17 protein-coding genes and 2 pseudogenes are annotated in these 24497 nt (G+C 65.2%); 10 read left to right on the top strand and 9 right to left on the bottom strand.

Features of this window, described 5'->3' with window-relative positions; genetic code table 11:
* Nucleotides 1–26 precede the first annotated feature (26 nt).
* Nucleotides 27–1343: a lipid IV(A) 3-deoxy-D-manno-octulosonic acid transferase gene (waaA, locus tag XAXN_RS08695; protein ID WP_054319243.1), complete on the top strand. Its 1317-nt coding sequence runs from the start codon at nucleotides 27–29 to the stop codon at nucleotides 1341–1343.
* 267 nt (nucleotides 1344–1610) lie between these two features.
* On the opposite strand, the gene XAXN_RS08690 is transcribed toward waaA, so the two are convergent.
* From XAXN_RS08690 to XAXN_RS08680, 3 genes are all read right to left on the bottom strand, one after another.
* Nucleotides 1611–2993 (bottom strand): TolC family outer membrane protein, encoded by a 1383-nt coding sequence (locus tag XAXN_RS08690; protein WP_042823611.1) that lies wholly within the window; start codon nucleotides 2991–2993, stop codon nucleotides 1611–1613.
* 21 nt (nucleotides 2994–3014) lie between these two features.
* A complete protein-coding gene (locus XAXN_RS08685; protein ID WP_054319242.1) occupies nucleotides 3015–3671 on the bottom strand; it encodes a protein-L-isoaspartate O-methyltransferase family protein in 657 nt (218 codons plus the stop codon).
* A gap of 128 nt (nucleotides 3672–3799) precedes the next feature.
* Nucleotides 3800–4453 (bottom strand): TetR/AcrR family transcriptional regulator, encoded by a 654-nt coding sequence (locus tag XAXN_RS08680; RefSeq protein WP_054319241.1) that lies wholly within the window; start codon nucleotides 4451–4453, stop codon nucleotides 3800–3802.
* 217 nt (nucleotides 4454–4670) lie between these two features.
* Here XAXN_RS08680 and XAXN_RS23040 point away from each other — a divergent pair.
* Nucleotides 4671–6179, top strand: a pseudogene (locus XAXN_RS23040) (ligand-binding sensor domain-containing protein); the annotation flags it as partial.
* Between the two features lie 27 nt (nucleotides 6180–6206).
* A complete protein-coding gene (locus tag XAXN_RS23645; protein WP_425511879.1) occupies nucleotides 6207–6386 on the top strand; it encodes a GGDEF domain-containing protein in 180 nt (59 codons plus the stop codon).
* Between the two features lie 236 nt (nucleotides 6387–6622).
* Here the strand turns inward: XAXN_RS23645 and XAXN_RS08670 are convergent, their stop codons facing one another.
* Nucleotides 6623–7507, bottom strand: a complete 885-nt coding sequence (locus XAXN_RS08670) for a LysR family transcriptional regulator (RefSeq protein ID WP_054319240.1) — start codon at nucleotides 7505–7507, stop codon at nucleotides 6623–6625.
* 120 nt (nucleotides 7508–7627) lie between these two features.
* On the opposite strand from XAXN_RS08670, the gene leuC reads away from it, so the two are divergent.
* The 5 genes from leuC (at nucleotide 7628) to XAXN_RS08645 (ending at nucleotide 14935) form a co-directional block, all read left to right on the top strand.
* Entirely contained in the window at nucleotides 7628–9076 is a 1449-nt protein-coding gene (gene leuC, locus XAXN_RS08665; RefSeq protein WP_054319239.1) for a 3-isopropylmalate dehydratase large subunit, read from the top strand.
* A 67-nt stretch (nucleotides 9077–9143) separates the two neighbouring features.
* Nucleotides 9144–9791 (top strand): 3-isopropylmalate dehydratase small subunit, encoded by a 648-nt coding sequence (gene leuD, locus XAXN_RS08660; RefSeq protein WP_054319238.1) that lies wholly within the window; start codon nucleotides 9144–9146, stop codon nucleotides 9789–9791.
* Nucleotides 9792–9823: 32 nt separating this feature from the next.
* On the top strand, nucleotides 9824–10573 hold the full coding sequence (locus XAXN_RS08655; RefSeq protein WP_134980161.1) for a class I SAM-dependent methyltransferase: 750 nt from the start codon (nucleotides 9824–9826) through the stop codon (nucleotides 10571–10573).
* A gap of 37 nt (nucleotides 10574–10610) precedes the next feature.
* Nucleotides 10611–11684, top strand: a complete 1074-nt coding sequence (leuB, locus tag XAXN_RS08650; RefSeq protein ID WP_054319236.1) for a 3-isopropylmalate dehydrogenase — start codon at nucleotides 10611–10613, stop codon at nucleotides 11682–11684.
* 524 nt (nucleotides 11685–12208) lie between these two features.
* On the top strand, nucleotides 12209–14935 hold the full coding sequence (locus tag XAXN_RS08645) for a TonB-dependent receptor plug domain-containing protein (RefSeq protein ID WP_245149947.1): 2727 nt from the start codon (nucleotides 12209–12211) through the stop codon (nucleotides 14933–14935).
* A 173-nt stretch (nucleotides 14936–15108) separates the two neighbouring features.
* Here XAXN_RS08645 and XAXN_RS08640 read toward each other — a convergent pair whose 3' ends face one another.
* From XAXN_RS08640 to ilvC, 5 genes are all read right to left on the bottom strand, one after another.
* Nucleotides 15109–16671: a 2-isopropylmalate synthase gene (locus XAXN_RS08640; RefSeq protein ID WP_054319235.1), complete on the bottom strand. Its 1563-nt coding sequence runs from the start codon at nucleotides 16669–16671 to the stop codon at nucleotides 15109–15111.
* Nucleotides 16668–17738, bottom strand: coding sequence for a threonine dehydratase (locus XAXN_RS08635; RefSeq protein ID WP_241148108.1), 1071 nt, complete (start codon nucleotides 17736–17738; stop codon nucleotides 16668–16670). The genes XAXN_RS08640 and XAXN_RS08635 overlap by 4 nt, the downstream gene beginning before the upstream one ends.
* 123 nt (nucleotides 17739–17861) lie before the next feature.
* On the bottom strand, nucleotides 17862–18119 hold the full coding sequence (locus tag XAXN_RS08630; RefSeq protein WP_003483347.1) for an ACT domain-containing protein: 258 nt from the start codon (nucleotides 18117–18119) through the stop codon (nucleotides 17862–17864).
* Nucleotides 18103–19824 carry an acetolactate synthase 2 catalytic subunit gene (gene ilvG, locus XAXN_RS08625; protein ID WP_042823600.1) on the bottom strand — a complete coding sequence of 574 codons (1722 nt, stop codon included), beginning with the start codon at nucleotides 19822–19824 and terminating at the stop codon, nucleotides 18103–18105. The genes XAXN_RS08630 and ilvG overlap by 17 nt, the downstream gene beginning before the upstream one ends.
* 43 nt (nucleotides 19825–19867) lie before the next feature.
* Nucleotides 19868–20869 (bottom strand): ketol-acid reductoisomerase, encoded by a 1002-nt coding sequence (gene ilvC / locus XAXN_RS08620; protein ID WP_042823599.1) that lies wholly within the window; start codon nucleotides 20867–20869, stop codon nucleotides 19868–19870.
* 614 nt (nucleotides 20870–21483) lie between these two features.
* On the opposite strand from ilvC, the pseudogene XAXN_RS08615 reads away from it, so the two are divergent.
* Together XAXN_RS08615 and XAXN_RS08610 are read left to right on the top strand one after the other, a co-directional pair.
* Nucleotides 21484–22449 (top strand): annotated as a pseudogene (locus XAXN_RS08615) (gamma-glutamyltransferase family protein); the annotation flags it as partial.
* A gap of 58 nt (nucleotides 22450–22507) precedes the next feature.
* Complete coding sequence (locus XAXN_RS08610) at nucleotides 22508–24364, top strand: methyl-accepting chemotaxis protein (protein WP_206416653.1); 1857 nt, start codon at nucleotides 22508–22510, stop codon at nucleotides 24362–24364.
* Nucleotides 24365–24497: the final 133 nt, after the last annotated feature.

Below are 24497 nucleotides of genomic sequence, written 5' to 3'. Positions count from 1 at the left end.
CGGGGAGGCTCCCGTATCCTGCACCGATGCGGAAAGATCCGATCGAATGGCTGTTGCGCGGGCTGTACTCGGCGCTGCTCTATCTGTTGTTGCCGGTCACGGTGTACCACCTGGTGTGGCGTGGCTTTCGCGTGCGCGAATACTTCAATCGCTGGAACGAGCGCTATGCGTCCTACACGCACGCCTGCGGGCGTCCACGGGTGTGGGTACATGCGGTGTCGGTGGGCGAGGTCAACGCGACCGCGCCGCTGGTCAATGCGCTACGTGCGCAGCGCCCGGATATCCGTTGGGTCATCACCACCATCACCCCCACTGGCTCCGAGCGCGTGCGCGCCCTGTGGGGCGATGCGGTGGACCATGTGTATCTGCCCTATGACGTGCCAGGCAGCGTGGGACGGTTTCTCGAACACTTCCGCCCGCGTCTGGCGTTGATCCTGGAAACCGAGCTGTGGCCGAACATGTTGTTCGGCTGCCGCGATCGCCAGATTCCGGTGTACATCCTCAACGCACGGTTGTCGGCGCGTTCGTTGCGCGGCTATCGGTTGCTGGCACCGTTGATCAGTCGCGCGCTGCGCACCGTCACCTGCGTGGCGGCGCAGTCGCAGGACGATGCCGAGCGGTTCATCACCCTGGGCGCGCGCCCGGATCAGGTGATCGCGCTGGGCAATCTCAAGTTCGATATCGCAGCGCCAACGCAGTTGCAGGCGTTGGTCGCGCAGTTTCGCATGCACGTGCCGGCCACGCGCCCGGTGTGGATCGCCGCCAGCACGCACGAAGGCGAAGAGGCGGCCGTTGCCGATATCCACGCACGATTGCTGCTCCAATTTCCGGACTTGCTGCTGTTATGGGCACCGCGTCATCCCGAGCGCTTTCCCAAGGTCGAGACATTGGCACGCGAGCGCGGTTGGCGCGTTGCCACGCGCAAGACGCAGCAATGGCCGCAGGCAGGCGACAAGGTCTTCGTCATCGACACCCTGGGCGAGCTGATGAGCTTCTATGTGTGCGCGCAGGTGGCTTTCGTCGGCGGCAGCTTGCAGCCGATTGGCGGGCATAACCTGCTCGAGCCGGCCGCCGTCGGAACGCCGGCAATCACCGGCCCGCATCTGCATAACTTCTCGGAGATTTCGCGGCGCATGCGCGAAGCCGATGCCGTTGCCATCTGCGAGGATGCCGAGTGCGTCTACCAGGCGTTGGCGCGCCTGCTCGCCGACCCCGCACAACGCGAGGCCATGACCACTGCAGGCCTGGCGCTGGTCGCCAACGGCAAGGGCGCGGTGGCCCGCACCTTGGTGCAGATCGCTCCCGATTTGCCGCCGCTGGCGAGCGGGGGTGTTACGGCGTGAAGTGTGTCCCTCGGTGCATGGCTGCGTGCATGGACGTGCGCACTTCGCCGCTGCCTGCCGCCGGATTGCAGCGTTCGTTGCGCTCAGCGGTGAGCGCGTGCGCCGGGCAGCGAGACACGCATGGTTGTATCGCTTGGGTCGGATGCACGCTGGAGTTGCCGGTTTACCGCACTTGCAGCAGCCATCACGACAGGCGCGCATGCAGTTGCATCGCGCATAAAAAAAGCGGGCCTGGGCCCGCTTTTTTTTTTGTGCATCCAGCCGGTCTTACTGCAACGAACCACTGCCCTGCAGCTTGGACTCGGCGTCCTGCGATAGCAGGCGGTTGACGTCCTGCAGATCGGTGATGTCGAGCTTGCCGATGGCCTGGCCCAGCAGCAGGCGGTTCTGCAGGAAGTTGTAACGCGACTGCGCGTAGTTCAGCTGCGCCTGGAACAGCGTGCGCTGGTTTTGCACCACGTCCAACACAGTGCGCGTGCCGACTTCCAGGCCCACCTGCGAGGCATCGTAGGCGGCTTGCGCCGACACCACGGCCAGGCGGCGGGCTTCCACTTCGCTGATACCGGCAACAACGGTCTGGTAGGCATTGCGGGTGTTGCGATCCAGCGCGCGCTTCTGCTGCTCGTAGGTGTCCTGCTGGATGTCGCGCTGCGACAGTGCCTGACGCACGGCCGACTGGGTCGCACCGCCGGCAAAGATCGGAATCGATAGCGTGATGCCGATGGAGTCGGTATCGATGTTGCGATTATTTGTTGTGAAGTTACCGGCAGCTGTATCGACATCGCCGCCGCCGCCCCAGCTATTGGTTCGCCCCATGCTGCCGGAAAGATTGAGGGTCGGCAGATGGCCGGCACGTGCGGCACTGACTTGCGCCTCGGCAGCGCTGACCTGCAACTGCTGCGCCTTCAGCGCCGGATTGTCGGCGATCGCGGTGGCGACCAACTGATCCACATTGCTGTAGGCGGCCGGCACTTCCGGGCGGAACTCATCTGGCAATGCGCGCAAGCCGACCACGGGCTGGCCGGTCAGCTCGGTCAGTGCCTGGTAGTAGTCCTTGAGCGTGTTGCGCGCGGTGATGGTGTCGGCGCGTGCCTGGTCGTACTGGGCGCGGGCTTCGTGCACGTCGGTGATCGGCGCCAGGCCCACTTCCAGACGCTTGTCGGCATAGTCGAACTGCTTCTTGGCAGCCGCTTCGTTGGTCTCGGCTGCCGCCAGCGACTCGATCCCCACCAGCACCTGGAAATACGCCGCCGAGGTGCGGGTGATCAGATCGTTGGTGGCCGATGCCAGGGTGAAATCCGCAGCCTTGGCCACTTCGCGCTGCGCACGCATGTTGGAAAACTGCGCCCAATTGAAGATGGTCTGGCTGCCCTGGATTGCGTACTGGCGCTGCTTGGTCGTGGAGCGGCCATCGACGCCCTCCAGCTCACGATGCGATTGGGTGAAACCGGCGCTACCGTCCAACTGCGGCAACAACGCCGCACGCGCCTGCACCTGACCTTCCCGATTGACCAGGCGCGTGGACTCGGCCATGGCCAGCTGCGGATCGCCGTTGCGGGCCATTTCGTAGACCTGCAGCAGGTCTGTGGCGTGCGCAGCCATGGGAGACAGGGCGACGGCCAGGGCCAGGACGAGGGATCGGCGGATCATCAGGGGAAGCTTCCTTGGGAATCAGAATTGGAATCGGGGCGTCGGTGCGGCGCCCTGGAGATAGGCGAGGTCGGTTTCGAACAACGATTCGATGCGCGGGGCGTTGACCTCGCCACGGACCAGGACCGCTTCCATCACCGGATCGTGACCGCGCACGACGAACAACCGACCGTTCGGGCGCAACCACTGCAGCCACTGGACGGGCAGCGTGTCGACCGCGCCGGTCACGCAGATGGCGTCGAAGCGACGCTCGCTCTGCCAGCCGAAGACATCGGCGGTTTCGATACGGACGTTGCTGCCCAGGCCGGTGCGGTCCAGATTGGCGCGTGCGGCGGCGGCCAGCGCCGGGTCGATCTCCAGGCTGAGCACTTCGCGTGCCAGTGCGGCCAGGCAGGCGGTGGCAAAGCCGCTGCCGGTGCCCACTTCCAGTACGTCCTCGCCCGGTTGCAGATCCAGTGCCTGCAACATGCGGCCTTCGACCACCGGCTTCATCATCTTGTGACCGGCCGACAGTGGAATTTCCACATCGACATAGGCCAGCGTCTTGTAGGCCTCCGGCACGAAAGCTTCGCGCGGCATGCGCGCCAGCACGTCGAGTACGCGCAGGTCCAGCACGTCCCACGGCCGGATCTGCTGCTCGACCATCTTTTCGCGGGCCTGGGTGAAATCGATCGTCATGGTGCGGGTATCCAACGCGGTGGGGCGAACATTTTACCGGTGCGCGAGGCACCTGGCGCATCTAGCATCGCTGCGCGCTGCCATCCGGCGCAGTGCCGGATGGCAGCGCCACCAAAGGCCGGGGGCGCTCAGCGCGGCGCATAGGCCCTCAAAAAGAAGTCCACGCTGGTGTCGATGTGCTCATTGACCTGGGCGCGGGTGGGCTGGCCGTGCAGGCCGCACATCATCAAGGCGTAGAGCTCGCCCTTGAGCAGGCAGAAGAATTGCGAGGCGGCGCGTGCGACGTCCGGGATCTCCAGCTGGCCGTCGGCCACCCGCGCGGACAGGAAATCGGCCAGCGCCCGCTGCGTGCGCCTGGGGCCTGCATTCCAGAACATCTCGCGGATATGCACGTTGCCGGTGCCGGGCGCCATCATCATGCGGTGGGTGGAGATGGCCGATTCGGTGCTGACCATGGCGAAGAACGCATGGGCAATCTCGGTGAGCTGGTCGCGCAACGCGCCCTTGGGGGCGTGATCGAACAGGTCGTCCGGCATCATGTGCTGGCATTGCGCGCGGATCGCCTCGGAAAACAGGCTTTCCTTGTCGCCGAAGTGGCTATACACGGTCAGCTTGGAGACGCCGGCCTGCGCGGCGATCCCGTCCATGCTGACCCCTGCATAGCCCTGCTCCATGAACATAGTGCGCGCGGCACCCAGGATGGCGGCACGTTTTCCAAGATCCTTGGGACGACCAGGGCCGTTGCTCTTGGTCTTGGAAGTGAGAGGGGGCGAGCTGGACATGCCGTCAATACTAGACCATCGGGTTCTATATTTATACTCGGCGCCGAACCGCGACGTTAACGGTTCCGTCTGCCCGGTTACCGGTGTCATACCGCTCCCGGCAGCTGTCAGTGATCCACCGAAGGCAGCACAAAAACCCCGATGATAAATTTGCCATAGGCCTTCCGGTGCATACGGGCAGGTATCTCCAGCAAGCACGGACGAGGGGACGGGGAGCGTGGGAAGGGGCGGTACGCAGGCGCACACAAGCTGTGTTCGCAGCACGTGCGTGCGGCGGATCGGGCGGGCGTGGCTGTGGCTGCTGTTGTGCTGCGCAGTGCTCAACGCCTGGCCCGCCGGCGCGCAGGTGCTCAAACACACCGCGTACCACACCGTCACGCGCTGGAACATGGACGACGGCCTGCCGCACAACCTGGTGCACGCCGTGGCCCAGGGCGAAGACGGGCTGATCTGGCTGGGTACCTGGGAAGGTGTGGCGCGCTTCAATGGGCGCGACTTCACCGTGTACGACCGCCAGAACACTCCCGGCGTCGAGCTGGGCGGGGTTTTCGTGGTGGTTCGCGATAGCACCGGCGGCATGCTGTTCGGCACCGCGTTCGACGGCGTCTACCACTATCAGGACGGTCACTGGCAGCAGCTGGGTGATGCGTCGGCACGGCATCTTGCGGTCAGCGCCCTGCTGCGGCGTGCCGATGGCGCGCTGTGGGTGGGGGCACACCGCAGACGCTGTACCGCATCGAGGGCGACGGGCGGGTGGTCGACGTGGGCCGCCAGACCGGCTTGCCGCGTGCGCGCGTCACGGCGCTGTCTGCAGACGAAAGCGGCGACCTGTGGGTGGGCACCGAGGTTGGCCTGTACCGCCTGCCGCGCGATGGCGGCCAGGCTGCGGCCTGGGGCAGGGGACACGGGATGCGCCGGTGCGGCGGCTGGCCAGCGACCGTCAGGGCGGCCTGTTGGTCGCTGGCGACGATGGCGTGTGGTGGTGGAGCCGTGGCGGCGGCCTGCAACGGTTCCGCCAGGGCCAACGCGTGGATTCGGTGTTGCTGGACCGCCGCGGACATCTGTAGATGAGCCTGTCTTCGGGAATGCTGGTGGTGCACAGCGGCCCGAACGACCCGGACGAGCAGATCGCCATTTCCGGCGTCGCCAGCCCGGTGCTGCTGGAAGACGCCGAAGGCCTGATCTGGGTCGGCAGCGCCCACGCGCTGTTCCGTATTGCCGAGGGCGCCGCGCACGGCGTCACCCACGACGAAGGCCTGAGTTCGGACTACGTGCGCTGCGTGCTGCAGACCGGCGAGGGCACTGTCTGGGTGGGCAACGCCGTCGGCCTGGATCGTTGGCGCGACGGCACCATCAGCCGCGTGTCGCTGTTGCCCGGCGAAGGTGGGCGCGTGCTCGAGCAATCGTTGCTGGCGCTGGCCGATGCTGGCGATGGCGGCGTGTGGGCCGGGACCTATATAGCCAGGGTGTGGTGCGTCTGGACGCGCAAGGCCACGTGCTGGTGCGCATCGGCGCGGCCGATGGCCTGCCGTCGATGTCGGTGCGTGCGGTGCTGCCGGACGGCAACGATCTGTGAATCGGCACCACCGCCGGGCTGGTGCGCTGGCGCGACGGCAAGGCGTGCCGTTACACCGCCGCCGACGGCGTACCGGATGGCTCGGTGTAGGTGCTGTACCGCGATGCGCAGGGCATCGTCTGGATCGGGACCGATCGCGGCGTGGATGCGGCACCGGCGCGCGCGCTGTTCGAGCGCATGCGACAGCGACTGGCCGACATTGAGGTGAATGCGCAAGGCATGACCGTGCGTTGTACTGCCAGCATGGGCATGGCGATGAGCGACCAAGCGCCCAGCCGGCGCGAATTGCTGGCGTTGGCCGACCATCGTCTGTATGAAGCCAAGCGGCAGGGGCGGGATCGTTTGATCGGGCCGTAAGACGTTGCTTACGCTCGTGAACTGCTGGACGCAGGCTCGATGCAACACGGGTGTTGTTCCATTGCACGGGTGGCGTGTGGCGAAGAAGAATCGCAGCATTGCCGGCCGCGGCATTGCCGAGTCAGCAAGCTGCGTGTGCATGACGCATCGCACTTCTCGTGCGGCCGTGCCGAGATCGAAATTGACGTCATCTTTCGCCGATGCGTGCAGCACGCTGCAGACATATCGCCGGCAGCCTACGCTTGCGCCAGATCCGCCTGCACATGCAACAACGCAACAAATGCCTGCGCCGCACGCGACAAAGTGCGCCCGCCATGCGTGACGCAACCTAGCTCGCGGGATAACGCGACATCGGCCAACGGCAGCGCCACGATCTGGTGGTCGATCATGCGCTCGGGCAGCACGCTCCAGGCCAGGCCCACCGACACCAGCATCTTGATCGTTTCCAGGTAATTGGTGGTCATGCGCAGACTCGGCACCAGACCGCGCTCGGCGAACAGATTGGCAACGATGCGATGGGTGAAGGTGCCCGGATCCGGCAACACCGCCGGGTGCGCCACCACATCGTCCAGCGACACCGCAGACCGTGTTGACAACGGGTGGTCGGGTGCAACGACGAACTGCAGGCGGTCATGCCAGATCGGCTGCGCGCGCAGCGGAGCGCGCGTGTCTGGTGCCAGGGTTGTCACTGCCAGTTCCACCTCGCCGCGCAGCACCGCGGCGTAGGCCAGCTCCGAATCCAGAAACCGGATGTCCAGCGCCGCCTGCGGATGTTGCGTGGCAAAACCGCGCAACAAGGCCGGCAGGCGGTGCAGCCCCACATGGTGGCTGGTGGCCAGGCTCAAGCGGCCGCCAACGGCTGCACCCAAATGCTCCAGCACGCGGCGGGTGTCCTGCAGCTCGGCCAGGATGCGTTGCGCGCGCGGCAGCAACGCCTGGCCGGCTTCGGTCAGCACCACTTGCCGCCCCAGGCGGTCGAACAGCCGCGCCGACAATTGCGCCTCCAGCAGCGCGATGCGTTTGCTCACTGCCGGCTGGGTCAGGTGCAGGGCCTCGCCGGCTGCCGAAAAGCTGCCGCTTTCGGCGATCGCCACGAAGGCATTCAGGCTCGCCAGATCCATTGCTATTCCTAAAATTCATTTTTTGAATAAATAATATGAATTTGCGTAATCCAAGGCAAGCTCCTAGCATCGATTTCAGCCAGGTGGGCGCACCCACCATCCGCCACTCGGATTGCCGCGATGACTGCCAAGACCCTGTACGACAAGCTGTGGGAACTGCATGAGGTCACACGCCGTGACGATGGTTCGTCGCTGATCTACATCGACCGCCACATCCTGCACGAAGTGACCTCGCCGCAAGCCTTCGAGGGCCTGCGCCTGGCCGGACGCAAGCCATGGCGCATCGACGCCAATATCGCCACGCCCGACCATAACGTGCCGACCACGCGCGCCGAGCGCCAGGGCGGACTGGAGTCGATCTCCGACGAGGTCTCGCGTCTGCAGGTGCAGACGCTGGACGAGAACTGCGACGACTTCGGCATTCTTGAGTTCAAGATGAACGATGCGCGCCAGGGCATCGTGCACGTGGTCGGCCCGGAGCAGGGCGCCACCTTGCCGGGCATGACCGTGGTCTGCGGCGATTCGCACACCTCCACGCATGGCGCGTTCGGCGCGTTGGCGCATGGCATCGGCACCTCCGAGGTCGAGCACGTGCTGGCCACGCAGTGCCTGATCGCCAAGAAGATGAAGAACATGCAGGTGCGCGTGGAAGGTACGCTGCCGTTCGGGGTGACCGCCAAGGACATCGTGCTGGCGGTGATCGGCAAGATCGGCACCGCCGGCGGCAACGGGCATGCGCTGGAATTTGCCGGCAGCGCCATCCGCGACCTGTCGATGGAAGGACGCATGACCATCTGCAACATGTCCATCGAAGCCGGTGCGCGCGTGGGCATGGTGGCGGTGGACGAGAAGACGATTGCCTACGTCAAAGGGCGCCCGTTCGCACCCAAGGGCGCCGACTGGGATGCAGCGGTGGCGCTATGGAGCACGCTGGTCTCCGATCCGGACGCACATTTCGACACCGTGGTGGAGTTGCGTGCCGAAGAGATCAAGCCGCAGGTCAGCTGGGGCACTTCGCCGGAAATGGTGTTGGCCATCGATCAGCACGTGCCCGATCCTGCCACCGAGCAGGACCCGACCAGGCGCGATTCGATCGAGCGCGCGCTCAAATACATGGGATTGACCGCCAACCAGCCGATCACCGCCATCCGCCTGGATCGCGTGTTCATTGGCTCGTGCACCAACTCGCGGATCGAAGACCTGCGTGCCGCCGCTGCGGTGGCCAAGGGCCGCAAGCTGGCTTCCACCATCAAGCAGGCGTTGGTGGTGCCGGGCTCGGGCCTGGTGAAGGCACAGGCCGAAGCCGAAGGCCTGGACAAGGTGTTTCTGGATGCCGGTTTCGAATGGCGCGAGCCAGGCTGCTCGATGTGTCTGGCCATGAACCCGGACAAGCTGGGCAGCGGCGAGCATTGCGCTTCGACCTCCAACCGCAACTTCGAAGGCCGCCAGGGCGCCGGCGGCCGCACGCATCTGGTCAGCCCGGCGATGGCCGCCGCGGCGGCAGTGAGCGGGCATTTTGTCGATGTGCGTGAACTCGCGGATTCGGGAGTGGGGATTCGGGATTCGTAAAAAGCGCTCCGCCATCCCCAGCCTTTTCGAATCCCAAATCCCCACTCCCAAATCCCGGCCTCTCTCAATGACTCCTTTCACCCAACACACCGGACTGGTCGCGCCGCTGGATCGCGCCAATGTCGATACCGACCAGATCATTCCCAAGCAGTTTCTGAAGTCGATCAAGCGCACCGGCTTCGGGCCGAACCTGTTCGACGAGTGGCGCTATCTGGATATCGGCGAGCCTGGTCGCGACAACAGCACGCGCCCGCTCAATCCCGAATTCGTGCTCAATTTCCCGCGCTATCAGGGCGCCAGCGTTTTGCTGGCCCGGGAAAACTTCGGCTGCGGTTCCTCGCGCGAGCATGCGCCGTGGGCGCTAGACGAATACGGCTTTCGCACCGTGATCGCGCCGAGCTTTGCCGACATCTTCTACAACAACAGTTTCAAGAACGGCCTGCTGCCGATCGTGCTGGCCGAAGCAGAGGTCGATGCGTTGTTCGAACAATGCCTGGCGCTCAAGGGCTACCAGCTCACCGTGGATCTGGCTGCGCAACGCGTGCGCCGGCCCGATGGCGTGGAGTACGGCTTCGATATCGCTGCCTTCCGCAAACACTGCCTGCTCAACGGGCTGGACGATATCGGCCTCACCTTGCAGGACGCCGATGCGATCGGTCGGTTCGAGCAAGCCCATCGCGTGCGGCAGCCGTGGCTGTTCGGCGCCCTGCAGTGATCGCAGCGGCGTCATCTCCGCGCGCGGACACCCTGGGCGCGCATGTCGCCGTGCAGTTCGGTGCGCAGGCGCAGGCCTATCTGCAGAGCGAGGTGCATGCACAGGGCACCGAGTTCGCCGAACTGCGCGCTGGCCTGGAGGGGCATCGCAATGGTCGCCTGCTCGACCTGGGCTGTGGGGCCGGTCATGTGAGTTTTCAGTTCGCGCACATGATGGCCGATGTCGTGGCCTACGATCTCTCGGCCGAGATGCTGGAGGTCGTGGCGGCCACGGCGGCGGAGCGCGGCCTGGCCCAGGTGCGCACCTTGCGCGGTGTCGCCGAGTGCCTGCCGTTCGAAACCTGCAGCCTGGATGTGGTGGTCAGCCGATATTCGGCGCACCACTGGAGCGACCTGGGGCAGGCATTGCGCGAAGTGCGGCGGGTCCTGCGGCCGGGCGGCGTTGCGGCCTTCATCGATGTGGTGGCGCCGGGTTTGCCCCTGCTGGACACGCATCTGCAGGCAATCGAACTGCTACGCGATACCAGTCATGTGCGCGACTACAGCGTGGCGCAGTGGCTGCAGATGCTGGGCGAGGCCGACCTGCAGGTGCAGCGCCATCGTTGCCAACGTCTGCAGCTGGACTACCTGAGCTGGGTGGACCGCATGCGCACTCCCGCGGTGCTCCGCGCGGCAATCCGCGCGCTGCAGGACGCAGCGGTGGACGATGTTCGCGACTCTTTTCAGATTGCCGCCGACGGCTCTTTCAGCACCGACGTGCTGGTGCTGTGGGCGGCACGTTGATTCCCATGGCGCGGTGGCGCCAACCCACGAGGATTGCATGAGCAAGCAGATTCTGATTCTTCCCGGCGACGGCATCGGCCCGGAAATCATGGCCGAAGCGGTCAAGGTGTTGAAGCGCATCGACGCGCAACATGGTCTGGGGTTCGAGCTGGTGTATGACGAGCTGGGCGGTGCCGCCTACGACAAATATGGCAGCCCGTTGGCCGATGAAACGCTGGAGCGCGCGCGCGCCGCCGATGCAGTGCTGCTGGGCGCGGTGGGTGGCCCGCAGTGGGACACCATCGACCCGGCGCTGCGCCCGGAGCGTGGGCTGCTCAAGATCCGCTCGCAGCTGGGCTTGTTCGCCAACTTGCGGCCGGCCTTGCTGTATCCGCAGCTGGCCGACGCGTCCACGCTCAAGCCGGAGGTCGTGGCCGGGCTGGATCTGCTGATCCTGCGCGAGCTTACTGGCGGCATCTATTTCGGCCAGCCGCGTGGTAACCGCACCTTGGACAATGGCGAACGCCAGGCATACGACACCTTGCCGTATAGCGAGAGCGAGATTCGTCGCATCGCCAAGGCCGGTTTCGATATGGCGCGCCTGCGCGGCAAGAAGTTGTGTTCGGTCGACAAGGCCAACGTGCTGGCATCGAGCCAGCTATGGCGTGCAGTGGTCGAAGAAGTGGCCAAGGACTACCCGGATATCGCGCTGTCGCATATGTACGTGGACAACGCGGCGATGCAGTTGGTGCGTGCGCCCAAGCAGTTCGACGTGATCGTGACCGACAACATGTTCGGCGACATCCTGTCCGACCAGGCATCCATGCTCACCGGTTCCATCGGCATGCTGCCGTCGGCCTCGCTGGATGCCAACAGCAAGGGCATGTACGAGCCCTGCCATGGTTCGGCACCGGACATCGCCGGCAAGGGCATTGCCAATCCGCTGGCCACAATCCTGTCGGTGGCGATGATGCTGCGCTATACGTTCGCGCAGGCCGCTGCGGCAGATGCGATCGAAGATGCGGTTGGCAAGGTGCTCGATCAAGGCCTGCGCACTGCCGACATCTGGTCGGAAGGCACCACCAAGGTCGGCACCGTGGCAATGGGCGATGCGGTGGTTACTGCGCTGTGAAAAGCGTTTGTCTCTTTGAGTCCTGCGGTCCCAGTGGGGGCTGCCATTGTGCTGGATGCTGACCATTTTCGTTTGGCTGGTTGAACGATTCCCGAGCATGATCGGCCAGCCATAACCCGCGTTATCTACCTGCCCTCAATAGCCACCGGCGGTGTTTGAGCGCGCGTCGGCGTGGCTGTTTGTGCGGCCCGCTTGGACGGATTTACAGCGTGTCCAAGTCAGGTAGCGTGCGAGCGTCTTGGTCGTCCCTGCCGGTCGTCTCCGGTGAAGTCTCTACGAGGAACTGTGGCCTCCGGACTTCGCAATTGAAACAAATCTTCGGTCCGCACGGTTACGCAATCGCTGGCATGTGCGATGGTGTCGGTGTGTAGGCATTGGGCCTGCCGTCGAATGCCGGCCGCGCGTCGACTCGCGTGCCATCGTCATCGTTAACCCGTCGTTTGTAGGGAAAGATCTGCGTGTCCGTCCACAGCGTACATTCCGGCTTCCAACTACCGCGGTCTCGCCTGCTGCTTGTGTTGCTGGTGGGAGCGTCGCTGTCGTTTTTTGCAACGGCGCAGGAAACATCAACCGCCACGCGCCAGCTGGATACGATCACCGTTACCGGCTCGCGCATTGCGCGCGCGCAGGTGGAGGGTCCGGCGCCGGTGACCGTCATCACTGCCGAGGACATCCGCAAGCAAGGCTTCAGCACCGTGTGGGAATCCCTCGGTACGCTGACCCAGTTCAGCGGCAGCGCGTTAAACGAAAGCGACCAGACAGGCAGTTCGCCCAATGGCCAATATCTCAACCTGCGTGGTCTGGGCCCGGGCTATCAGCTGATCCTGCTCAACGGCAAGCGCATGGCCGATTATCCGCAGTCATACGGCGCCAACGGCACCGCGGTCAGCCTGGGCAGCATCCCGGCCGCAGCGGTAGAGCGTATCGAGGTGATGAGTGGCGGCGCCTCGGCGATCTATGGCTCCGATGCGGTGGCCGGCGTGGTCAACATCATCACCAAGCGCGATTTCAGCGGCAACACGCTGCGCCTGCGTGGCGGCACAACCACGCGCGGCGGCGGCGATACCGGCCAGCTGCAATGGAGCGGCGGGCGCACCGGCGACCGCTGGAGCCTGACCTACGCGTTCGAAAGGCTTGACCGCGAAGCGATCGTTGCCCGCCAGCGCGACTTCCTGGATTCGTACTACGACCATCCCGACAACAAGGCCGACCCGGTCAGCCCCAATGCCTCGATCTCCGGCGTCTACCTGCGCCGCGGCAACACTTATCTGTGGCCGAGCGGCGGCGCGTTGTCGACTTCGGCCAGCGCGCTGGACGCGATCTGCGCGGCGACCAACCCGTCGTTCGTGCCGTACAAGACCTCCGACAACCTGGCCGCGCCAAACCGCTGCGGTGCGTTAGGCTACTACGAAGGCCGCTCGGTGCAGAACGGCTACGGCAAGACCTCGGGCTACCTGTCCGGCAGTTTCGATTTCAGCGACAGCGTCACCGGCTACGCGCAGGTGCTGGCCAACCGTTCCAAGGACGAAAGCTCCAGTCAGACCCACTACTACATCGGCGAAGGCGCGTTCACCGTCTACGACCCGGCCCTGGGCCTGGTCACCGCGCAGCGCATCTTCCTGCCTTCGGAAGTGGGTGGGATCAAGAACATCGAGTACGACGAGAAGTCCTGGAACCTCAACGCCGGCGTGCGCGGCAAGCTGTTCGACGGCCGCTTCGACTGGGATGCGAGCGTGTCGCTGTCGCGCTACGACATCACCACGCATCGGCCGCGCTTCCTCACCAACGCGGTGCGCGACTACTACATGGGTCCGGTGCTGGGCCATCGCCCGGACGGCACCGAGATCCGCCAGTTCTATCCCGACAGGCTGTTCGCGCCGGGCAGCGCGGCGCTGTACGACCAGCTCACCACCGACGTGGTCAGCCGCGGCGAATCCAGCACCGACCAGGCGCAGTTCGTGTTCAGCGGCGACCTGTTTGAACTGCCGGCCGGCATGCTGCAGATCGCCACTGTGCTGGAGGCGGCGCGGCAGAAGTACGAGCTTCAGCCAGATCCGCGCACCACCGTGGACTACACCGGCAACGAGCGCATCTACAACCTCACCCAGACCCCCGGCGGCGGCCCGCGCGACCGCTACGCCGCCGGCGTAGAGCTGCGTGTGCCGATCTTCAGCCGGCTCAACGCGACGCTGGCCGGGCGCTACGACAAGTACGACGACATTACCTCGGTCGACGACGCCACCACCTGGCAGGTCGGGCTGGAATGGCGGCCGTTCGACAGTCTGCTGCTGCGTGGCAGCCATGCCACCAGTTTCCGTGCGCCGGACCTGTTGTGGATCTACGCAGGCACCAGCGCCAACAACCCCACCGTCACCGACGAATACCTATGCCGCCGCGACGGGCTGGATCCGCTGTCGGTCGCCTGTTCGAGCGCGCACGAATACCAGACCTTCTCCACCCAGTCGTCCAATCCGCTGCTGGAAGAGGAGAAGGGCACCTCGACCACACTGGGCTTGGTCTGGGACGTGCTGCCGGCGCTGTCGCTGAGCGCGGACTACTACCGCATCGAACTGGGAGGGCGGGTCGAATCAATCTCCAGCGAGAGCCTGCTGGAGAACAACGCCAACTGCCTGCTCGGCCGTGATCGCGCGGGCAATCCGGTCGATACCGCGTCGGCCGCCTGTCAGTTCTACATCCAGTCGGTGACCCGCAGCCCTGGCACCGATCTCACCGCCGAGGGCCAGATCACCGCGTTCGAGACCTTCCCGATCAACCAGTCGCTGATGCGCACCGACGGCGTGGACGCCAACCTGCGCTACCGCCTCGACCTCGGCGACTGGGGCGCGCTGGGCCTTCAGGCCGGCTACACCCGCGTGCTGAAGATGGAGGTGGCGCAGTTCGCCGGTGCCAAGCCGGTGGACGTGATGAACGATGTCGATTACCTGGCGTTCCGCACCCGCACCAACTGGCGCCTGAACTGGAGCGTCGGCAAGTGGACGACCAGCATGTACGGCTATCGATACGGCTCGCGCCCCAACTACGCCGAGACCGGGCGGGTGGCGCCGTACGTGATCTGGAACGCGGACATCGCCAAGCAGATCACTGACAAGGCCACGCTCGGCCTCAGCGTGGTGAACATATTCGACAGGATCCACCCGCGCGACGATACCTACACTGCGTGGCCATACTTTCCACGCGTCTACAGCGCCATTGGGCGACAACTGTATGCCAACTTTACCTACAAATTTTGAGGTGCGCATGCGTTGTGCTACGGGGGCAACAGGCTGCCGCGAAGGCTGAGCAGAGCCCGGGCGGCGCCATCACGATTTCTCCTGCCGATCCTACGATCAGGCTACGATCCGAGCGGCCGGCATATCGCTTCGCTGGGCGGCCGCATCGGATCGATCGGTCGCCGCACTGTGCGCTACGCCACCGCCGCCGTCTTGCTGGCGACCACGCCACGCTCGCGCTGACGCAACAAGCGGTTGGCCACATCGAGCCACGCAAGCGCGCTGGCTTCGATGATGTCCTTGCTGGTGCCGGTGCCTTCGTATTCCACGCCGTCGTGGCGCACGCTCAGGCTGGCTTCGCCGCGCGCGTCCGCGCCGATGCCCACGCTGTGCACCTGGTAGCTGTCCAACTCCAGCTTGACGCCGGTTGCCGAGGCCAAGGCACCGAACAGTGCATCCACTGGCCCGTTACCTTGGGCGGTTTCAGCCACTCGGTTGCCTTCCGGGTCGGACAACTCCACCAACGCATTGGCACGGCTGCCCACATCGCTGATGGTCATCGACGCAAGGCGATAGCCTTCCTGCACCGTTGCGTCCTGCATCAATGCCTGCAGATCGGCATCGGTCACAACGCGCTGCTTCTCGCACAGCGCCTTGAACTGTTCGAACACCAGCTTGACCTCTTCTTCCTCCAGCAGGTAACCCAGCGCACGCAGGCGCTGCTCGACCGCGGCGCGGCCGCTGTGGCGGCCCAGCACCATCTGTGAGGACTCCCAGCCCACATCTTCCGGGCGCATGATTTCGTAGGTGCCGCGATGGCGCAGCATGCCGTGCTGATGAATGCCCGATTCGTGCGCGAATGCGTTGCCACCCACCACCGCCTTGTTGCGCTGCACCGGCATGCCGACCAGGCGTTGCAACAATTGCGACGTGGACACGATACGCGGCGTATTGATTGCCGAATCGATGTTGTAGAACGCACCACGCACCTTCAGTGCCATGGTGATCTCTTCCAGCGCGCAATTGCCGGCGCGCTCGCCGATGCCATTGATGGTGCATTCCACCTGGCGCGCACCGCCTTCGATGGCCGCCAGCGAGTTGGCCACCGCCAGGCCCAGATCGTTGTGGCAGTGCGCGCTGAAGATGACCTTGTCGGCACCGTCAACGCTGGCGATCAGGTGCGAGAACATGCCGTGGATTTCTTCCGGCGTGGTGAAGCCGACCGTGTCGGGCAAATTGATGGTGGTGGCGCCGGCGGAAATCGCAACGCGGGTGACCTCGGCCAGGAAATCTTCCTCGGTGCGGGTCGCATCTTCGGCGGAGAATTCGATGTCGTCGATATAGCCGCGCGCCAGCGTCACATGCCTGTGCACCGATTCCAGCACCTGCTCGCGGCTCATGCGCAACTTGTGCTCGCGGTGCAGCGGGCTGGTGGACAGGAACACATGCAGGCGCGGATTTGCGGCTGTTTCCAGCGCCTTGGCCGAGGTTTCGATATCGGCCTGCAGACAGCGCGACAACACCGCCAGGGTGGGGCGGCGCAGTTCCCGGCCCATCATCGCCACCGCTTCGCGGTCCGAATGCGAGCTGGCAGGAAAGCCGGTTTCGATGATGTCCACGCCGAGTTCGTCCAGCGCGCGCGCCATGACCAGCTTCTGCTGGGGCGTCATGCTGCAGCCGGGGGATTGCTCGCCGTCGCGCAGGGTGGTGTCGAAAATTCGGATACGCGGGGTCTGGTCGGATACGGTCGTGTTCACCAGGAAGACTCCTCTACGGCGATGGCGGTGACAGGCGTTGGAGCGACTGCGGATGGGCGGGAAAGAACGTGTGGGGCGGGTGGCGGATTGGCGCTGCGTTCGTTGCGGAGTCGCTCGGTATTGCGACGGCGCGGCTTGCGTGGCGGACGCGGCCGCACCTCGGACAAGAGTGTGGCCAGCACGGTTGCGTCGATATTACCGCCAGAGACCACCGCACATTTGCGTTTGCCGGAAACGCGGCGACCGGCGGCCAGTGCCAGGGCGCCGGCGCCCTCGGCAATGACGTGTTCTTCCAGTGCCAGGCGTACCAATGTTTCGCGCAATTCGGCCTCGCGCACGATCACCACATCGTCGAGCAGGCTCGAGCACAGGCGGCGCGTGAGCAGGCCCGGAATCTTGACCCTCACGCCGTCGGCGAGCGTCGGCACCGGTGTGATTTCGCGCAGATCGCCGCGGACGGCGCGCGCCATCGAATCCACACCTTCCACCTGCGCCCCGACCACGCGCACGCCCTGCGATTTCAATGCCAGCGCCACGCCGGAGGCCAGGCCGCCGCCGCCGATCGGCACGATCACCACGTCCGGCGCATGCGCCGCCAGCTCGATGCCGACTGTGCCCTGGCCGGCGATCACGTCCGGGTCGTCGAAGGCAGACAGGAAGCGATAGCCGTTCTGGTCTGCCAGCTCGCGCGCAAATGCGTACGCCTCGTCGTAGCTGTTGCCATGCTGGCGTACGGTGGCGCCCCAATGCGCGACACCGGCGATCTTGGTCTGCGGCGCGCCATAGGGCATCACCGTGATGGCCTGCACACCTAGCCGGTACGCCGACCACGCCACGCCTTGCGCATGGTTGCCGGCCGAGGCGCAGATCACCGGGCGCTCGTCGCCGCGTTCCAGCCCGGCCAGCAAGGCATTCAAGGCGCCGCGCACCTTGTAGGAGCCGGTGCGCTGCAGATTCTCCAGCTTCAACCACACACCGAAGCGTTCGGCGTAGTGCAGCGGCGTGGGCGACAGGTACTTGCGCAGGCGTGCCTGTGCGGCCAGTACGTCGGCCACGCTGATGGCCACGTCGCCTACCTCTGGCTCCTGTGCGGAAGGGCGGCCGGAATCAGGCATTGCGGCACGCGCGCGGCCGATCCGGAAGAAGACACCTCCGGACGGCAGTCTGATGGTCGCGCGAGGTCTGCATGCTCATGCCGCCGCCTCGACCGATTCCAGTGCGGTGATCACCACCGATTCGCAGTCGTAAACCTTTTCCAGCTGCAGGCGCAGTGTTTCCGGCGGACGGTTGCTGTCCACATCCAGCAGCAGATGCCAGCGCCCGGCATCGTCAGGCGCCGCTGCGCCCTGGATCGCGCATGGGCGGAAGCCGCGGCGTTCGGTCATGCCGATTACCCGCACCAACGCGCCTTCTGCCGGCTTCAGCACCAGATCAAGCCGGTATCGCATGCGATGTCTCCTTGACCGCGTGTGCGGGATTGCTGTCCAGCATGGTGCTGTTGGCGTTGTTGGGCGGCACCAGCGGCCACACATTGGCACGCGCGTCGATCGCGACATGCAGCAGGCCGGGACCGGGCTGCGCCAGCAAGTCGGCCAGTGCCGCGTCCACATCGCCCCGGGCGATGATGCGCTTGGCCGGAATGCCGAACACTTGCGCCAACGCCGCAAAATCCGGGTTGTCGGACAGGTCGATTTCGCTGTAACGCTCGGCAAAGAACAGTTCCTGCCACTGCCGCACCATGCCCAGCGAGCTGTTGTCCAGCAGCACGATCTTCACCGGCAGCTTGCAGCGCGCAATCGTCACCAGCTCCTGCACGTTCATCATGAAACTGCCATCGCCGGAGACCAGCACCACGGTGCGGTCAGGGCAGGCGAACTGCGCGCCCATCGCGGCCGGCAGGCCAAAGCCCATGGTGCCCAGTGCGCCGCTGGTGAGGTGATTGCGCGGATGGTTGAAGCGGCAATGCTGCGCCACCCACATCTGATGCTGACCCACATCGCAGGCGATGATGGTGTCGGCCGGTGCCACTTCGCTCAGGCGCTTGAGCAGCGCCGGGGCGTAGATGTCGGTCCCGGGCGCGTCGTAACGCGCGCCGAATTTTTCGCGGTTGGCAAAACAGCGGGTGCGCCAGGCCTGGCAGTTGGCCCGCGCTGCGCTCAGTGCCTTGAGACTGGTGGCCACGTCGCCGGGCACTGCGATGTCGGCAGTGCGCAGCTTGGAAATTTCATACGCGTCGGCATCCAGATGGATGACGCGCGCGAACGGTGCGAATTCGCTCAGTTTGCCGGTGGCACGGTCGTCGAACCGCGCACCGACCACCACCAGCAGATCGCATTCCTGAATGGCCATGTTGGCCGCACGGGTGCCGTGCATGCCCAGCATGCCAAGGTAATCGGGATGCGCATGCGGCAATGCACCCAGGCCGCGCAAGGTCAGCGCGGTCGGGATGCCGGTGGCTTCGACGAAGCGCCGGAACGCCTCCACCGCGCCAGCCAGCGCGATTCCGCCACCGCCGTACACCACCGGGCGTTCGGCGCTGGCGATCGCCGCCAGTGCTTCGGCCAGTTTCGCGTCCGTCGGCGCCGGCGGTGGCTGCACCGCTGCCGGAACATGCAGGGGCAGATGCGAGGCATCTGCCACCTGCACATCCTTGGGCAGGTCGATCAGCACCGGCCCGGGACGTCCTTCGCGCGCAATGCGAAATGCCTCGCGCACCATCTCCGGAAGCTCCTCCACACGCCGCACCAGAAAGCTGTGCTTGACGATCGGCATGGTCATGCCGAACACGTCCAGCTCCTGGAACGCGTCGGTGCCAAGCAACGGCGTGGCGACCTGGCCGGTCAGGCAGATCATCGGCACCGAGTCGAGCATGGCGTCGGCGATGCCGGTGACCAGGTTGGACGCGCCCGGGCCGGAGGTGGCCACGCACACACCGACCCGGCCGCTGGCACGGGCATAGCCGTTGGCAGCCAGTGCAGCGCCCTGTTCGTGACGAACCAGGATGTGCTTGAGCCTGGAATCCACCAGGGCGTCGTAGAACGGCATGATGGTGCCGCCCGGATAGCCGAACAGCGTTTCCACGCCTTCGGCTTCTAGGGCCTGCGTCAGCCAGCGCGCGCCATTGCGGGGCGTGCTGTGTGCGGAGGTGTTCATGCGTTGCGGACCTTCGGTTTAAGCGGTGGGGGAGGCGGCGGCGTTATGCCGCCTGTTGATTCGCAGGTGCGGCAGCGGCTTGCTGTTGCCCGTTGAGCCACACCATCTTGGCGCGCAGCTTCTTGCCCACTTCCTCGATTGGGTGCTCAAGGTCGGCCTGCTTGAATTTTTTGTAGTTCGGCAGGCCGGCGTCGTACTCGGCCACCCAGTTCTTGGTGAAGGTGCCGTTCTGGATGTCGGTCAGCACGTCCTTCATGCGCGCCTTGGTGCTGGCGTCGATCACGCGCGGGCCGCTGACATAGTCGCCGTATTGCGCGGTTTCGGAAACGAATTCCAGCATGCGGGTGATGCCGCCTTCGTAGAACAGGTCCACGATCAACTTCAATTCGTGCAGCACTTCGTAGTATGCGATTTCCGGCTGGTAGCCGGCTTCCACCAGCACTTCGAAACCGGCCTGCACCAGCGAGGACGCGCCGCCGCACAGCACGGCCTGCTCGCCGAACAGATCGGTTTCGGTTTCTTCCTTGAAGGTGGTCTTGATGATGTTGGCGCGCGCGCCACCCAGGCCGCCGGCATAGGTCAGCGCAAACTGCTCGGCCTTGCCGCTGGTGTCCTGGTACACCGCATAGATGCACGGCACGCCGCGGCCGATCTCGTATTCGCGACGCACCAATGCGCCCGGACCCTTGGGCGCGACCAGCACCACGTCCAGATCGGCGCGCGGTTTGATCATGTCGAAGTGCACGTTCAGGCCATGCGCGAACAGCAGGCAGGCGCCCTGCTTCATGTTCGGAGCGATGACCTCCTCATAGAGTTTCTTCTGCACCATGTCCGGGGTCAGGATGGCCACCAGGTCAGCGCTCTTGACCGCCTCGGACGGCGCGATGACGGTGAAGCCATCGGCCTGCGCCTTGGCTTCGGTCGGGCCACCGGCACGCAGGCCGACGGTGACGTCGAAGCCGGAATCGCGCAGGTTCAGCGCATGTGCGCGGCCCTGGCTGCCGTAGCCGATGATCGCGATTTTCGGTTGGGTGTCGTTGCTCATGGAATGTCCTTGCGGGGTTGGCAGTGGAGATGGCAGTGAATAAACGGATCAGCCGGCAGTGCGGACACTGGCCGGCTGAGCAAAGCGGGGACGAGCGATGACACGGCGCAGGCAACCACGGGCCGCCCATGCGCGTCTGGGCGCATGTCGATGTTACGGATGTGGCAGTGATGTCGTTCATGTCATTCGAAACTTTTGGTGATCCCTGAAACGCGAAACCCCGCGCCGTTGCCGGTGCGGGGTCTGATCGAAGCCTTGTGTGTCTGTTGCCTACACGAAGTCTCGTCCCGCACCGGTTGGCGAGGTAATAAGTACGAGCACGAGAAGCGACGCAGCCAGCACGCCGGAGGGCGCGGACAGTCGGGCGTTCGAGGTGGTGAAGTGGTGCGGCATGGGCCTGAGGTAATCATCGCGGCAACCAGGATGTCAACCCTTGCGCATGAAACATCCGCATTAATGTTCTGCGTCGCGTGCAAAGCCCCGTGACTGCTGCATGGTTTCTTATGAAACATAATCGATGCAGTACACGAAGCGCTGACGAGGATCACCATCTGCGCGGCATCGAGCGCGCTGCCAGGTGTCGATTGGACGGCAGGGTACAGCGCGCTGGTATGGTTGGCACCTCATTTTCAGTGTCATGGGGGCCATCGACGATGCGTCGCGTACCTGACCCGGGTTTCAAGGAGCAATTCACCATCGACGGCCACGCCCCGCGCAAGGGCGAGCTGTGGAAGAACCCGAACCTGGCCAACACGCTGCAGCAGATCGCCGACGGCGGCCGCGATGCGTTCTACAAGGACGACATCGCGCGCACCATCGGTGCCTACTTCAGGGCCAATGGCCGGTATCTGAGCTACGAAGACATGGCCAGCCACCAGGGTGAGTGGGTGGAGCCGGTCAGCACCATTTACCGCGGCTATGACGTGTGGGAGTTGCCGCCCAACAGCCAGGGCATCGCCGCGTTGCAGATGCTCAATATCCTGGAGGGTTACGACTTCTCCAAGATTCCGTTCGGCTCGGCTGAGCACGTGCACTTGTTTACCGAGGCCAAGAAGCTGGCCTTCGCCGACCGCGCGCGCTTCTACGCCGACCCGGCGTTTCAGCCGGCACCGCTGGCCAAGTTGATCTCCAAGGACTACGCCAGCCGGCGGCGCGCGCTGATTTCGATGGACAAGGCGCTCAAGGAAGTACAACCGGGGACACCCAAGCAAGACGGCAAGCCCTGGCTGAGTTTTGGCGTGATGGGCGGGGCCATGCAGCCGCAGGGGCACGTGCAGATCGTGATGAACCTGGTGGACTTCCACATGAACCTGCAGGAAGCCGGCGACGCGCCGCGTATCCAGCACGAGGGCTCCACCGAACCGACCGGGCAGGCCACCGCGATGAGCGATGGTGGCGAGGTGAATCTGGAAACCGGCTTCTCCTACGACACCATCCGCGCGCTGATGCGCAAAGGCCACCGGGTGATCTTTGCCGACGGTCCGTACGGCGGGTATCAGGCCATCGCCCGCGACCTGGTCAGCGGCGTGTACTACGGTGCTTCGGAAAGTCGCAAGGACGGACAGGCGGCCGGATACTGAGCGCGGCACGGTTGAGGTTGCCGCTCAACTCCGGCCGCAGCGCGCCGCTAATCACGGGATGGAGCAGGAGCCCCTCATGAATTCGATGCAACAGCCCGACCCGCCGTCGCAGACCCAGACGGCCGCGCTCCCGGATGCGCCCGTGGCCTTGCTGCGGTTGTCAGCCGAGGCGTGTGTGGTGGCCTGCAACCGCGTCGGCCTGGATGTGCTGGGCAAAACCGCGGCCGAGCTGCAGGGCGCACCTGCCTCGGTGGTGTGGGGGTTGAGTGCCGCCGATCTGGTGGGCGAAGAAGGTGCCTGGGCTGCCCCGGGCGATGATCCGGCCCGGCGCGTGCGCTATGTGCGCGACCGCGCGCATGGCGGCTGGATGCTGTCGCTGCCGCATGTGGAAACCGCGATCCTGCTGCGCGAGGCCACGCGTCTGGCCGATGGCAGCCGGCCGGTGCCGATCTCGCCCCTGCTGCAGCCGCTGGTTGCGCGTCTGCAAGCCGAGCACGAAGACCGCACGGTGCTCGAGCGCACTGCCCAGGCGCTGGCCGGTTGCGAACTCGAACTCCTGTTGCCGCCGGGACTGGCAGAAACCGAGATGGGCCGGCGGCTGCAAGCCGGATTCGGCAATCTGGCCGAGGCCATCCGCCAGGCAGTGGCCTTGTCGGTGCAGATCGCCGCCGAAGTGCCGCCGCTGGTGGCCGAAAACGATGAAATGGTGCGCCAGTCGCAGGCGCAAAACGGGGCGCTGGACGGTGCGCGCACTGCGGTGGAGCGGCTGTCGTCCAGCCTGCAGGACGTCAATACCGAGCTGGCGCAGGTGATCGCGCTGGCCGCCAGCGCCGATGACAGTGCGCGGCAAGGTGTGGCCGCCGCGCATGCGCTGGGCCAGGCGATGCACGAAGTGGAGCGCCGTGCGTCACGCGCGGGCGAAGTCATCGAAGCCATCGATTCGGTGGCGTTCCAGACCAATATCCTCTCGATCAACGCCAGCATCGAGGCCGCGCATGCCGGCGATGCCGGGCGCGGGTTTGCGGTGGTGGCCACCGAGATCCGGCGGCTGGCCGAGCGCGCCGCAGCGGCGGCACGCGACGTCCGCGCGATACTGGCCGAAACCAGCGCCGCCGTGGGGGAGGGCGCAGCCTCTGCACGTGGCACCGAAGCGGTGCTCGATGGCATCACCCGCGTGCTCGGGCAGGCCAGCAGCGCGATGACCACGGTGGCCGGGCGCATCCAGGCGCAGGACGGCGAAATTCGCGGGATCGAGCGTGCGGTAGATGGCGTGGTGGCGTTGGGCCGCAGCAATCTGCAGCATGCCGCGCACGTGGCCGAACGCAGCGAAGCGCTGGAGCGCGGCACTGAAACACTGCGCGATTGCGTGGGCTTGTTCCGGTTGCCGCCGGACCCGCTGCAAGTGCCCAGGCACGCGCGGGTCAAGGAGCTGGCCGTTGCCACGGCCGGCAAGATCGGCAGTGCCCTGGCGCAGGCCATCGTGCGCGGGCAGATCGGCGAGTCCGCCTTGTTCGCGCTCACCTATACGCCGATCGCCGGCGTGGAGCCGCCCAAGTTCAGTACCGACTTCGATGCGCTCTGCGACCAGTTGCTGCCCGCATTGCAGGAGCCGCTACTGGATGCGCATCCGTGGATCGTCTTCGCCATCTGCGCCAATCCCGATGGCTATGTACCCACGCACAATCTGCGCTTCACCCAGCCGTTGACCGGCGATGCCAAGCGCGATCTGATCGGCAACCGCACCAAGCGCAAATTCACCGACCGCGTCGGGCGCAGCGTGGGCGCCCATACCGACCCTTACCGCCTGCAGGTGTATCGGCGCGATACCGGTCAGATCATGTTCGACCTGTCCACGCCGATCTTCGTCGGCCGCAAGCACTGGGGCGGCTTGCGGGTGGGCTATACGCTGGAGTGATGCTTTACCTGGTCGGGCTTGGCTGCTGTGCATCAGCCCGGACAACGCCAAAAAAAAGCCGCCGAAGATCGGCGGCAGGGAGATAGAGCAGGTTTCTTGTTGTGGTGACTGCAGGCTAGGTGTTTGATCCCAT

Source organism: Xanthomonas axonopodis, from assembly GCF_001304695.1.
Taxonomy (GTDB): domain Bacteria; phylum Pseudomonadota; class Gammaproteobacteria; order Xanthomonadales; family Xanthomonadaceae; genus Xanthomonas; species Xanthomonas axonopodis.
This window is presented reverse-complemented; position numbering and strand designations above follow the sequence as displayed.